This window comes from Parviterribacter kavangonensis, from assembly GCF_056863335.1.
In genome coordinates this window covers 2,616,040-2,628,368 of the sequence record NZ_JBXPJA010000001.1, presented here as the reverse complement: position 1 = coordinate 2,628,368, position 12,329 = coordinate 2,616,040, and the positions used below count along the sequence as shown (strand labels likewise).

The 12,329-nt window shown below is 74.3% G+C and carries 9 protein-coding genes; 1 reads left to right on the top strand and 8 read right to left on the bottom strand.

All coding sequences use genetic code 11. From position 1 onward, the window contains the following. Positions 1–109 precede the first annotated feature (109 nt). From AC1UE4_RS13365 to AC1UE4_RS13350, 4 genes are all read right to left on the bottom strand, one after another. Positions 110–1,399, bottom strand: a complete 1,290-nt coding sequence (locus AC1UE4_RS13365; RefSeq protein ID WP_482917723.1) for an adenosylmethionine--8-amino-7-oxononanoate transaminase — start codon at positions 1,397–1,399, stop codon at positions 110–112. A gap of 11 nt (positions 1,400–1,410) precedes the next feature. Next, on the bottom strand, positions 1,411–2,469 hold the full coding sequence (locus tag AC1UE4_RS13360; protein WP_482917722.1) for a hypothetical protein: 1,059 nt from the start codon (positions 2,467–2,469) through the stop codon (positions 1,411–1,413). A 67-nt stretch (positions 2,470–2,536) separates the two neighbouring features. Then, positions 2,537–3,943, bottom strand: coding sequence for a cryptochrome/photolyase family protein (locus AC1UE4_RS13355; RefSeq protein ID WP_482917721.1), 1,407 nt, complete (start codon positions 3,941–3,943; stop codon positions 2,537–2,539). Positions 3,944–3,974: 31 nt separating this feature from the next. Next, positions 3,975–5,276 (bottom strand): acyl-CoA dehydrogenase family protein, encoded by a 1,302-nt coding sequence (locus AC1UE4_RS13350; protein ID WP_482917720.1) that lies wholly within the window; start codon positions 5,274–5,276, stop codon positions 3,975–3,977. An 84-nt stretch (positions 5,277–5,360) separates the two neighbouring features. Between AC1UE4_RS13350 and AC1UE4_RS13345 the strand changes: the two genes are divergently transcribed. Continuing rightward, positions 5,361–5,975 (top strand): TetR family transcriptional regulator, encoded by a 615-nt coding sequence (locus tag AC1UE4_RS13345; RefSeq protein ID WP_482917719.1) that lies wholly within the window; start codon positions 5,361–5,363, stop codon positions 5,973–5,975. 6 nt (positions 5,976–5,981) lie between these two features. On the opposite strand, the gene AC1UE4_RS13340 is transcribed toward AC1UE4_RS13345, so the two are convergent. From AC1UE4_RS13340 to AC1UE4_RS13325, 4 genes are all read right to left on the bottom strand, one after another. Next, on the bottom strand, positions 5,982–8,597 hold the full coding sequence (locus AC1UE4_RS13340) for a helix-turn-helix transcriptional regulator (protein ID WP_482917718.1): 2,616 nt from the start codon (positions 8,595–8,597) through the stop codon (positions 5,982–5,984). 45 nt (positions 8,598–8,642) lie between these two features. Next, positions 8,643–8,867, bottom strand: a complete 225-nt coding sequence (locus AC1UE4_RS13335; RefSeq protein ID WP_482917717.1) for a hypothetical protein — start codon at positions 8,865–8,867, stop codon at positions 8,643–8,645. Positions 8,868–8,967: 100 nt separating this feature from the next. Then, positions 8,968–10,485 (bottom strand): carboxyl transferase domain-containing protein, encoded by a 1,518-nt coding sequence (locus AC1UE4_RS13330; protein WP_482917716.1) that lies wholly within the window; start codon positions 10,483–10,485, stop codon positions 8,968–8,970. Next, a complete protein-coding gene (locus AC1UE4_RS13325; RefSeq protein ID WP_482917715.1) occupies positions 10,482–12,320 on the bottom strand; it encodes an acetyl/propionyl/methylcrotonyl-CoA carboxylase subunit alpha in 1,839 nt (612 codons plus the stop codon). Before AC1UE4_RS13325 ends, AC1UE4_RS13330 begins: the two co-directional genes overlap by 4 nt. Between the last annotated feature and the right edge of the window lie 9 nt (positions 12,321–12,329).

Genomic DNA, 12,329 nt, shown 5'->3' with positions numbered 1-12,329 from the left:
TGCTGTGAACTGCGACGCAACGGGTGCTCTTGACGAGCGACGAACGACTGCGGGCTGAACACTGCTGAACTTCGGCAGGCCCGGTTGGCCTGCCCGTATGCGCTTCAGCTTAGCGCGGTTCCGCGCTTCGCGCAGCCGCGGTGATCGCCTTGCAGATGCGCTCGATCTCCTTGTCGCTGCAGACGTACGGCGGCATCGTGTAGACGAGCCGGCCGAACGGGCGCAGCCAGACGCCCTCGGCGATCGCCGCTTCGGTGGCGGCGCGCATGTCGACGGGCCGGTCGAGCTCGACGACGCCGATCGCGCCGAGGACGCGGACGTCGGCGACGCCGGGCAGCTCTCGCGCGGGCGCCAGGCCGTTCGCCAGGCCGCGCTCGATCCGGGCGACGTCGTCGCGCCAGCCGCCCTCCTCGAGCAGCGCGATCGACGCGAGCGCCGCCGTGCACGCCAGCGGGTTCGCCATGAAGGTCGGGCCGTGCATGAGCGCGCCCGGCTCGCTCGCCGTCACCGCGTCGGAGACGGCTGCGGTCGCGAGCGTCGCGGCCAGCGTCATCGCGCCGCCCGTCAGCGCCTTGCCGACGCACATGACGTCCGGGCTGACGCCCGCATGCTCGGCGGCGAAGAGCGCGCCGCTGCGGCCGAAGCCGGTGGCGATCTCGTCGAACACGAGCAGCAGGTCCAGGCGGTCGCACAGCTCGCGCAGGAACCGCAGACACGCGGGGGAGTGGAAGCGCATGCCGCCCGCGCCTTGGACGATCGGCTCGAGGATGACGGCGGCGAGCTCGTCGGCGTGGCGCTCGGCCAGCTCCGTCACCGACGCCGCCCACGCCTCGTCGAGCGGCGCGTCGAAGCCGTCGGGCGGGCGGTCGGCGAACACGTGCTGCGGGAGGACACCGGTGAAGAGCCGGTGCATCCCGTTCTCCGGGTCGCACACCGCCATCGCCCCGAACGTGTCGCCGTGGTAGCCGCCGCGGACCGTGAGCATGCGGTGGCGTTCCGGTCGCCCGCGGCCGGCCCACACCTGCACGCACAGCTTCAGCGCGACCTCGACCGACACCGATCCGGAGTCGGCGAAGAAGACGCGGTCGAGGCCCGGCGGCGTGAGCGCGACGAGCCGCTCGGCGAGGCGGACGGCCGGCTCGTGCGTGAGCCCGCCGAACATGACGTGCGGCATGCGGTCGAGCTGCTCGTGCAGCGCTTCGCGGATCGCGGGGTGGCCGTGGCCATGGATCGCGCTCCACCACGACGCCATGCCGTCGACGAGCTCGCGCCCGTCGGCGAGCGTGATCCGCGTTCCGCTCGTGCGCGCGGCGGGCAGCGGCGCCAGCGCCGGGGGCAGCGGCGCGTACGGGTGCCACACGTGGTCGCGGTCGAAGGCCAGCAGCGCGTCGGGGCCCATGGCCCCGCAACCTACGACAGCGGGTCCTGCGTCCTCGTCCAGAACGGGCTGCCCTCGATGCCCGGGCAGTCCGCGCGGCCGGTCGCGTAGTAGTCGTCGTGGCCCGGGTCGAGCATGAGGTTCGACCACTCGCGCGGCTGCGCGCCCGCGTAGAGGAGGTCGCGCGGGTCGTCGGTGATGTGGCTGCCGTTCCCCTGGTGCGGAGCGCACGCGGCGACGGCGCCGAACGCGTGCGTCATCTCGTGGGCGAGCAGGTAGCTCGCGCCGTACGGCCACGTCTGGTCGGCGAGCGGGTGGATGTCGCAGGACGCCTCCCACAGCACGCTGAGCGACGTGTTGCTGCGCCCGCACTCGCCGGTGGAGGACTTCACGTCGAGGAAGACCGCGAGCTTCTCGTTGGCGGCCGGCAGGCTCTGCGCCGCGAGGTCCTGCCGGACGAGGTCGAACGAGGTTCCCCCCGCGGGCGTCTGGTACTCGGCGACCGTGCGCGGCAGCCTGACCACCGTGATGGTCGCCGCGCCGCCGGTCTCGCGGACGAACCGCGGCTGCACGTTGCCGGTCGTCTGCGTGGCGAACCAGCCGGCGACGGCCTGCACCGTGTTGCGGATCGCGTCGTGCTTCGACGCGACCTCGCTCTGGTCCGACGCGAGCGCGTAGGCGACGCGGAACGAGGAGCGCGGCTCGACGGGCGGAGCCGGCGGCTCGGTGACCGTCACCGTTCCGCCGGAGCAGATCGCCGCGCGGAAGCGCCGCGTGCGCGGGACCTCGACGCGCAGGCGCAGCGTGCCCGCACGGAAGAGCCGGTAGTTCGACGTGAGGCGGCCCGAGCGCGCCGTCGAGCGCGCCACCATCGTCGTCCAGCGCTTCCCCGAGCGCGACTGCACGAGCACCGGGCGCGCGGCGGCGGGCTTGACGCGGATCGCGATGCGCAGGCGGTCGTGCACATGGGCGGCGGTCGCCGGCGTGACGGTCACCGAGCAGCGGCTCGCCCGGCGAGCGCTCGCCTCGGCGGGGACGGCGGCCGCGACGACGAGGACGAGCAGGGAGCAAGCGACGACGAGGAGGCGCACGGGATCTCATCGGCGTCGCTCACGAACCGCTTGATTCGCGTTCGCCAGCCTGCCCCTGCAGACGCGGTCAGCCGGCGACGGCGCGGTAGCGCTCGATCGCCACGCGTCGCTCCTCGGCGTGGTCGACGATCGGCTCGGGGTAGTCGCGACCGATGACGCAGCCGGTCCACTCCTGCTCCATGGCGCTCATCGTCCACGGCTCGGCGAGCTTCTCGTCGGGCACGTTCGCCAGCTCGGGCACCCAGCGGCGGACGTAGACGCCGTCGGGGTCAAACTTCTGCTGCTGGGTGACCGGGTTGAACAGCCGCCGGAAGTACGGGGCGGGGTCGGTGCCCGTCGACGCGATCCACTGCCAGCCGCCGTTGTTGGCCGCCATGTCGCCGTCGATGAGGTGCCGCATGAAGTGCGCCTCGCCCTGGCGCCAGTCGAGGTGGAGGTCCTTCGTGAGGAACGAGCCGACGACCATCCGTACGCGGTTGTGCATCCAGCCCTCGGCGAGCAGCTGGCGCATGCCGGCGTCGACGAGCGGATAGCCGGTCCGGCCCTCGCGCCACGCGTCGAAGCGCTCGCCGTCGCGGTCCGGCTTCCACTCGAGGTCGCGGTAGCGCTCATGGAACGCCTCCCGCACGACGTGCGGGAAGTGCATGAGCACGGCCGAGTAGAAGTCGCGCCAGGCGATCTCGTTGCGGTAGCTGCGCGCACCCGCGCCACCCTGCGCGGCGACGCGGCGGTCGAGCTCGAGCGCCGACAGGCAGCCCCAGCGCAGGTACGGCGACAGCTTCGACGAGCCGCCGGCCGGCGCGTTGCGGCGGTTCGCGTACTCGCCGAGACCGGACCGCAGGAAGCTCGTCAGGCGCTTGCGCGCCGCCTCCTCGCCGGGCTCCCACGGCGTGTCGGGCGCGCCGTCGAAGCCGAGGTCGCGCAGCGACGGCATCCGTCCCACCCGGACGTTCGACGGCATCGTCAGCGACCGCGGCGCCTGCAGCACCTCGCGCCGCTCGACGGCCGACCACGCGCGGCGGAACGGCGAGAAGACGGTGTACGGCTTGCCCTGCTGCGTCAGCACCTTCGACGGGTCGTCGACGACGCAGGCGCCCGGCCTCGCGTGCGCGCGCACGCCCGCGCCCGCGAGCGCGTCGATCACGCGCTGGTCGCGCCGCCGCGCCCACGGCGAGACGTCGGCGGTCCACAGCACGTCGTCGGCGCCGACCTCGCCGGCCAGCTTCGGGATCTCCGTCTCCGGCCGACCGGACCGGATCACGAGCTTCGCGCCGCGCTCGCGCAGCGTCCCGTCGAGCTCCTTCAAGCAGCCGAGCATGAACGCGGTCCGCGCGGGGCTCGGGAACCGGCCCTTGGTGATGAGCCGGTCGTCGAAGACGAAGACGGGGACGATCCGGTCGGCGCTCGCCGCCTCGGCGAGCGCCGGCAGATCGCGAACGCGCAGGTCCCGCCGGAACCACATGATCGCGGTCATGCAAGGGATACGGGCGCGCGCCCGCTCGCGTTCACACGGCCGCGGGCGAGCCCTCCAGCACGTCGCGGAACTTCTCGCGCGCGGCGGCGCGGCGCGTCGGCAGGTGCTCCGAGGGGATGCCGTCGGCCGGGGGCGCGTAGCCGCGCAGGACCTGGCGCGCGACGGACTGGCGGTGCACCTCGTCCGGGCCGTCGTAGAACCGCGCGCCGCGGGCGAAGCGGTACATCGCCTCGATCGGCATGTCGGTCGAGTAGCCGAGCGAGCCGTGGATCTGCAGCGCCCGGTCGACGACGTCGTTCAGCGCCTCGGCGCCGAAGAACTTGATGAGCGAGATGTCCGTGCGCGCCGCGCTCGGGCCCTCGGTGTCCATCCGCCACGCCGCGTGCAGCGTCATGAGCCGCGCCGCCTGCATCTGCGCCGCCGAGTCGGCGATCCAGTTCTGCACCGTCTGGTGCTTGGCGAGGACCTTGCCGTGCGCCTCGCGGTACGTCGCGCGCTCGCAGAGCATGTCGAACGCCCGCTGCATCACGCCGAGCCAGCGCATGCAGTGGTGGATGCGCCCCGGCCCGAGGCGGTGCTGCGCGATGAGGAACCCGGCGCCGACGTCGCCGAGCAGCGCCTCGGCCGGCACGCGGACGTCCTCGTACAGGACCTCGGCGTGCCCGCCGAGCTTGCCGAACTCGTCCTGCGGGTGCTCCATCGTCGGGACGTCGCGCACGATGTTCACGCCGGGCGTGTCGACGTCGACGACGAACATCGACGCGCGCTGGTGCGGCCGCGCGTCGGGCTCGGTGACCGCCATGACGATGAGGAAGTCCGCGATCGAGCCGTTCGACGTGAACCACTTGTGGCCGTTGATGACCCACTCGTCGCCGTCCTTCACCGCGCGCGTCTTCAGCGTCGTCGGGTCGCTGCCGGCGCTGTTCGGCTCGGTCATGCTGAACGCCGACTTGAGGTCGCCGGCGAGCAGCGGCTGCAGGTAGCGCTCCTTCTGCTCGGGCGTGCCGGCGAGCGCGAGGATCTCGCTGTTGCCCGAGTCCGGCGCTTGGCAACCGAACGCGTTCGGCGCGAACGGCGAGGTGCCGAGGATCTCGTGCAGCAGGCCGAGCTTGACCTGCCCGTAGCCCTGGCCGCCGAGCTCGGGCTCGAGGTGCGCGGCCCACAGGCCCCGGCGCTTGACCTCCTCCTGCAGCGGCTTGTAGATCCGGTCGAGCTGGCTCTGGTCCAGCTCCTTGGCGATCGTCTCGATCGGCCAGATCTCCTCCCGCACGAACTCCCGCGCCCAGTCGAGCTTCTGCTGGAACTCCGGGTCGGTGACGAACTCCCAGGACATCGCGGTTCCCTTCTTCAGTGGTGCTGCGACGAGTCTAATGCATGTGCATTACAAGTCAATGGTCGCGTATGATCCTTGGCGCTCATGCGCGAGGCCCTGATCACCGCCGCCGAGGAGCTCTTCGCCGAACGCGGCGTGGAGGCGGTGTCGCTGCGCGAGATCAACGCCGCGGCCGGCGCGCGGAACGCGAGCGCCGTCCAGTACCACCTGCGCGACCGCGCCGGGGTGGTGAACGCGATCCTCGAACGGCACCGCCCGGAGGTCGAGGCGCGCCGGCACGCGCTGCTCGACGAGATCGAGGCCCGTGGGGAGCCGGTCCTGCGCGACGTCGCCGCCGCCTACGTCCGCCCGCTGGCGGCGAAGCTCGCCGACGCGCCCGGCTACCTCCAGGTGCTCGCCGACGTGGTCACCCGTCCGGAGCCCGCCGTCGGCTGGGTCACGGCCGCCGACCCGTCCGACAGCACGTTCCGCTGGCGCACGATGGTCGAGCCGCTCATCACGTCATCGGGCCTGCAGCTGCACCGCCGCTTCACCGCGATGCAGTTCACCCACATCTCGCTCGCCCAGCGCGCCCGCGAGGACCGCGGCGCCGACCAGCGGCTCTACACGTCGCACCTCATCGACCTCGTCACGGCGCTGCTCGCCGCCCCGGTCTCGGATGAGACGACGCGGCTGCTGGCCGCTCGCCGGCGGGGCTGACCGCGGTCAGGACGAGCGCGCGTCGTCCGGCACCAGGCCGAGGTCGGCGGCGGCGGACGCCGCGGCATGGCGGTTGCGGACGCCGAGCTTGTGCAGCACGGCCGAGACGTGGTGGTCGACCGTGCGCTGGGAGACGACGAGCCGCGCGGCGATCTCCGCGTTCGTGAGCTCCTCGGTCAGCAGCGCCAGGACCTCGGCCTCGCGGGCGGTCAGCCCCGCGGGGTTGCTGCGCGTCCGCTGCCGCGGGCCGCGCGGCAGCCCCCGGACGCCTTGCTCGCGCAGGCGCCGGGCGACCCTCGCCGCGGCTGCGCGGGCGCCGAGCTCCTGCAGTCGCGCCAGCCCGCGCCGGACGGCGTCGACGTCGTCGGCGTCGGTCAGCGCCAGCGCCGCGTGGTACGAGGCGCCCTGCGCGGTCCACCACGCCGACGCCGCCTCCCAGTCCCCGGCCACCCCCAGGCCGAACGGGTCGTCCCGGGCCGGCGGCTCGTCGAGGGCGGCATCGGCGCCGGCCTTCCGGCGCCAGTAGCGCAGCTCGCTCGTGAACGACGAGCCGGCCGCGGCAGACCACTCGAACACGAGGTCCGTCGCGGCGACCGCGTCGGCGTCGCGACCCTCGAGCCACGCCGCCTCTGCCCGCGCGGCGGCGATGGGCGCGATCCACTGCAGCTCCTTGCGCGGCAGCCCCAGCTCGAGCGCCTCGTCGAGCGGCTCCCACGCGGCCGGGTCGCCGAGCCGCGCGCGGGCGGTGCCGAGCGCGTTGAGCGCATGGATGCGGGCGAACGGGCACGGCTCGTTCAACGCGATGCCCGCCAGGCGCGCCGCCTCGTCCCACTGGCCGCCGTCGGCGCGCAGCCTCGCCTGCCACCCGATGAGGTAGTAGCGCCAGACGTCGAAGTCGCGCCCGTCGCAGTACTCGAGGCCCAGCCGGACGTGCCGCTCGGCGATCTCGCGCAGGCGATGGCGCCCGGCGGTCCGGGCGATGACCACGTGCGTGATCGCGACGTCGGACTCGAGCCCCGCCTCCTCGAAGCGCTCGATGCAGCGCTCGAGCTCCTCGACGGCGCCCGGCCGGCGCTCGAACATGTCGACCCACGCGACCTGCCGCTGCGCGCGCAGCGCCTCGGCACCGTCGCCGCTCAGCTCGGCGACGTCGAGCGCGCGCCGCGCGTAGGGCATCGACGCCACGGGATCCTCGGCGGCGAGCAGCAGCATCGACAGCAGGCCGTACGCCGCCGCCAGCTCGCCGCCCACCTCGAGCTCCTCGAGCATCGCGACGGAGTCGCGCGCGTGGCCGAGCGCCTCGTCCAGCGAGCCGGTCTGCCAGGTCAGCTGCGCGAGGAACCCGAGCGCGCCGCCCTCGAGGCGCCGGTCGCCGAGCTCCCTGCACGCTTCGAGCGCCCGTCGCTGCGCGTCCTGCGCGGCGTCGAACTGCGTCACGAGGAAGCACTCGAGCGCCCGGCCCTGGAACAGCCGGCTGCGCGCCTCGAGCGGGAGGGCCGGGGCGAAGCGCAGCGCCGAGCCGTACAGCGCCGCCGCCTCGCGGTGGGCGCCGAGCAGCGACGCGCGTCCCGCCGCCTTCGGCGCGAATCGCAGGACGGCCTCCGGCTCACCCGCCGCGTCGGCGTGGTGCGCGAGGCGCACGAGGTCCGGCCGCCCGGTCGGCGGCGCGGCGAGCGCGCGGAGCGCCGCGAGGTGCAGCGACGTGCGCCGGACGTCGTCGAGCCCGTCCTCGACGGCCTGCCGCGCGAGCTCGTGCCGGAACGCGATGCGGCCCGCGGCGCTCGTCACGACGCCGCCCGCCACCGCCTCGCCGAGCGCGGCCGGGGTCGCGTCGAGCATCGCCTCGAGCATCCAGGACTCGCCGTCGGGGCGCAGGATCGAGAGCGCCTCGACGACGTCGCGCGCCGCGGGCGTCAGGCGAGCGACCCGGGAGAGCACGGCGTCGCGCACGCGTGGAGGAACGGCGCCGCCACCGGCCGCGAGCGCCTCCGTGACGAAGAACGGGTTGCCGCCCGATTGCGCGTGCAGCTCGGCGGCATCGGCGTCGTGCCCCGCGGCCAGCGCCGCGACGGCATCGACCGACAGCGGGCGCAGCCGCAGCGCCGTGACCGCGCGCCGGGCGCAGATCTCGCCGAGGACCATCCGCAGCGGGTGGAAGCGGTCGAGCTCATCGTCGCGGTAGGCCACGAGGACGACGGCGCGGACGTCGTCGAGGCGCCCGGAGAGCAGCCGGAGCACGTCGAGCGTCGCCTCATCGACCCACTGCGCGTCGTCGAGGGCCAGGACCGTCGGGCGCCCGCGCCCGAGCTCGCGCCGCAGCGCGAGCGCGACGTCGTGCGGCCGGGCGCCGGCGCCGACGAGCTCCTCCAGCGACCCGCCGACCGCCTCGGCGACGTCGAGCAGCGGCCCGAGCGGACGCGGCGTGAAGAGCGGCTCGCAGGCGCCGCGCAGCACGTGCGCGTCCGCGTCGTGCGCGGCGCAGAACGCGTCGAGGAGGGCGGTCTTGCCGGCGCCCGCCTCGCCGGCGACCAGCATGAGCGAACCGTCGCCCGCCGCCGCGGCGTCGAGGGTCGCGCCGAGGGCGGCCAGCTCCTCCGACCGCTCAAGCAGGTTGGCCGTCATGCGCTCATCCTCTTCGCTCGGGCCGCTCGCCATCAAGGGCGGCCGCTAGCGGAGCCGGACGAGCTTGCCGCTCGGCATGCGGACGTACCGCTTGCCGCTGATGATCGCGAGGTGGCCGCCGCCGGTCTGGGCGGCGATGGACTGCAGCTGCTCGATGCCGGTCATCTGACCGAAGCCGCTGGCGCTGTACGGAGCGGGGGTGGCCGCCGGAGCGGCGGCGGGCACGGCGAGGCCGGCGAGGACGGCGGCGACGGCGAAGCGGGTGGACATGGTGCGGCTCCTTCCGTGGGGTGGGGGTCGCCACGGAGGCTCGTCCGCTTCGCCGTCCCGGGCATCGGCACCGGTGCCCATGTTGGGCGCGCTTCGATGCCTACATGCGGAAGACGCCGTAGCCCAGCTCGCCGAGCGGGGCGTTCGCGCAGGCCGCCAGCGCCTGGCTGAGCACCGTGCGCGTCTGGCGCGGGTCGATGACGCCGTCGTCCCAGATGCGCGCGGTCGAGTAGACGGGCTTGCCCTGGCGCTCGTACTGCTCCTTGAGCTGCGCGCCGGTCTCCGCCTGGCCGACCTCGGTCATGACGGTCGCCGCCTGCTCGCCGCCCATGACGCTGATCCGCGCGTTCGGCCACATGAAGAGGAACCGCGGCGAGTACGCGCGGCCGCACATGCCGTAGTTGCCGGCGCCGTACGAGCCGCCGATGACGACGGTGATCTTCGGGACGCGTGCGGTGGAGACGGCGGTGACGAGCTTCGCGCCGTCCTTCGCGATGCCGCCCGCCTCGTAGTCGCGGCCGACCATGAACCCGGAGATGTTCTGGAGGAAGAGCAGCGGGATGCCGCGGCGGTCGCACAGCTCGATGAAGTGCGCGCCCTTCAGCGAGGACTCGCTGAAGAGGATCCCGTTGTTCGCGAGGATGCCGACCGGGTGGCCGTCGAGGTGGGCGAACGCGCAGACGAGCGTCTCGCCGTAGAGCTCCTTGAACTCCTGCAGCTCGCCGCCGTCGACGATGTGGCGCAGCAGGTCGCGCACGTCGTAGGGCTGGCGCGGGTCGAGCGGGACGAGGCCGAGGATGTCGTCGGGATCGCCGATCGGCGGCCGCGGCGCGAGCCGGTGCCACGGGGGCGCGGGCTCCTCGGGCAGCGTCGCGGCGATGCGCCGGACGATGTCGAGCGCGTGGTCGTCGTCCTCGGCGAGGTGGTCGACGACGCCGGAGATCCGCGCGTGGACCTCGCCGCCGCCGAGCTCCTCCGCCGTGACGACCTCGCCGGTCGCGGCCTTCACGAGCGGCGGGCCGCCGAGGAAGATCGTGCCCTGCTCGCGGACGATGACGGTCTCGTCGCTCATCGCCGGGACGTACGCGCCGCCCGCCGTGCACGACCCCATGACGCAGGCGATCTGCGGGATCTCGAGCTTCGACATCGTCGCCTGGTTGAAGAAGATCCGGCCGAAGTGCTCGCGGTCGGGGAAGACCTCGTCCTGCATCGGCAGGAACGCGCCGCCGGAGTCGACGAGGTAGACGCACGCGAGCCGGTTGTGCAGCGCCACCTCCTGCGCGCGCAGGTGCTTCTTGACGGTCATGGGGTAGTAGGTGCCGCCCTTGACGGTCGCGTCGTTGGCGACGACGACGACGCGCCGGCCGTTGACGACGCCGATGCCGGTGACGATGCCCGCGCCGGGCGCGGCGCCGTCGTAGAGCTCCTCCGCGGCGAGCGGGGAGAGCTCGAGGAACGGGGTGCCCGGATCGCAGAGGCGCTCGACGCGCTCGCGGGCGAGCAGCTTGCCGCGCTCGTGATGGCGGTCGACCGCCTTCTGCCCGCCGCCCGCGCGCACGCGCGCCAGGCGCTGCTCGAGGTCGGCGATCAGCTCGAGGTGCCCGTCGCGGTAGCTCATGCGGGCGTCACCGCCACGAGCGGCTGGCGGCGCTCGACGCGATCGCCCTCCGCGAGGTCCAGCCCGTCGACGGTGCCGGCGTGCGGCGCGGCGATCGACAGCTCCATCTTCATGGACTCGAGCACGATGAGCACGTCGCCCTCCTCGACCTGATCGCCGTTGCCGACGCGCACCTGCAGGACCGTCCCCGGCATCGGCGCCTCGAGCGAGCCGCTCGGCCGCGCCTCGCCGGACCGCGCCCGCCGCGCGGCGCGCACCTCCATGTGGTGGCCGTCGCGCCCGATCCACACGTCCTCGCCGTCGACCGCGACGACGTAGCGCCGCTCGATCCCGTCGAGCGTCACGCGCGCGCAGCCGTCGCCGTCGAAGCGCACCGCGGCGTTCCACGACGCGTCGCCGACCGTCACGCGCCCGTCGTGCACGCGCGCGTCGCCGAGGTCGTCGGCGAGGCGCCGGCGCCACGGGCCGGGCGGCGTCGCGGTGCCCGCGGCGACGAGCATCGCGGCGGGGACGAGGTCGTCCGGCGGGGCGGTCGTCAGCTCGGCGAGCACGCGCTCGAGCAGGCCGGTGTCCTGCTCGCCGGCGCGGACGTCGTCGCGCGCGAGCAGCTCGCGGGTGAACGCCGCGTTCGTCGTGATGCCGGCGATGTCGAGCGTGGCGAGCGCGCGGTCCAGGCGCTGCAGCGCCGTCGGGCGGTCCGGGCCGTAGGCGATGACCTTCGCGAGCATCGGGTCGTAGCTCGTGCCGACCTCGCTGCCCGCGCGCACGCCGGAGTCGACGCGCACGCCGGGGAGGTCGGGCTCGCGGTACGTCCGGACGGTGCCGGTCGCGGGCAGGAACCCGGCGGCGGGGTCCTCGGCGTACAGCCGCGCCTCGACGGCGTGGCCCGACGGGACGAGCGCGTCCTGCGCCAGCGCGAGCGGCTCGCCGGCGGCGACGCGCAGCTGCTGCTCGACGAGGTCGACGCCGTAGACGAGCTCGGTCACGGGGTGCTCGACCTGCAGCCGGGTGTTCATCTCGAGGAAGAAGAACTCGCCCGCGTCGCCGGTCGCGATGAACTCGACGGTGCCCGCGCCCTCGTACCCGCACGCGAGCGCCAGCGCGACGGCGGCCTCGCCCATCTGCGCGCGCAGCTCGGCGTCGACGACGGGGGAGGGCGCCTCCTCGACGACCTTCTGGTGGCGGCGCTGCAGCGAGCACTCGCGCTCGCCGAGGTGCACGCACGTCCCATGGCGGTCGGCGAGGACCTGGATCTCGATGTGGCGCGGGCGCTCGAGGTAGCGCTCCACCAGCACCCGGTCGTCGCCGAAGGCGGCGAGCGCCTCGCGCTTGGCCGCGGCCATCGCGTCGTCGAGCTCCTCGGCCGAACGCACGACGCGCATGCCCTTGCCGCCGCCGCCCGCGAGCGCCTTGACGATCACCGGGTAGCCGCCATCGTCGCCGGGCGGGACGACCGGCACGCCGGCCTCGGTCGCCGCGGCCTTCGCGGCGCCCTTGTCGCCCATCAGCTCGATCGCTTCCGGCGGCGGGCCGATCCACGTGAGCCCGGCCTCGGTGACCGCCCGCGCGAACGCCGCGTTCTCGCTGAGGAAGCCGTAGCCGGGGTGGACGCTGCGCGCGCCGGCCGCCCGCGCCGCCCGCAGCAGCTCGTCCGCGTCGAGGTACGACGCGACCGGCACGCAGACGTCGACCGCGTCGGCGTGCGCCGCATGGGCGTCGCGGTCGGCGCCGGTGATGACGCCGACCGTCGCGAGGCCGAGCGCGTGCGCGGTGCGCGCGACCCGGATCGCGATCTCGCCGCGGTTGGCGATGAGGACCGGCGAGAGCTCCCGCATGTGCGGAGG

Coding starts and splice junctions, on each gene's coding strand:
- AC1UE4_RS13340 (WP_482917718.1), bottom strand. CDS start 8,597: ATGACGGCCAACCTGCTTGAGCGGTCGGAGGAGCTGGCCGCCCTCGGC.
- AC1UE4_RS13330 (WP_482917716.1), bottom strand. CDS start 10,485: ATGAGCTACCGCGACGGGCACCTCGAGCTGATCGCCGACCTCGAGCAG.
- AC1UE4_RS13335 (WP_482917717.1), bottom strand. CDS start 8,867: ATGTCCACCCGCTTCGCCGTCGCCGCCGTCCTCGCCGGCCTCGCCGTG.
- AC1UE4_RS13365 (WP_482917723.1), bottom strand. CDS start 1,399: ATGGGCCCCGACGCGCTGCTGGCCTTCGACCGCGACCACGTGTGGCAC.
- AC1UE4_RS13355 (WP_482917721.1), bottom strand. CDS start 3,943: ATGACCGCGATCATGTGGTTCCGGCGGGACCTGCGCGTTCGCGATCTG.
- AC1UE4_RS13350 (WP_482917720.1), bottom strand. CDS start 5,276: ATGTCCTGGGAGTTCGTCACCGACCCGGAGTTCCAGCAGAAGCTCGAC.
- AC1UE4_RS13345 (WP_482917719.1), top strand. CDS start 5,361: ATGCGCGAGGCCCTGATCACCGCCGCCGAGGAGCTCTTCGCCGAACGC.
- AC1UE4_RS13325 (WP_482917715.1), bottom strand. CDS start 12,320: ATGCGGGAGCTCTCGCCGGTCCTCATCGCCAACCGCGGCGAGATCGCG.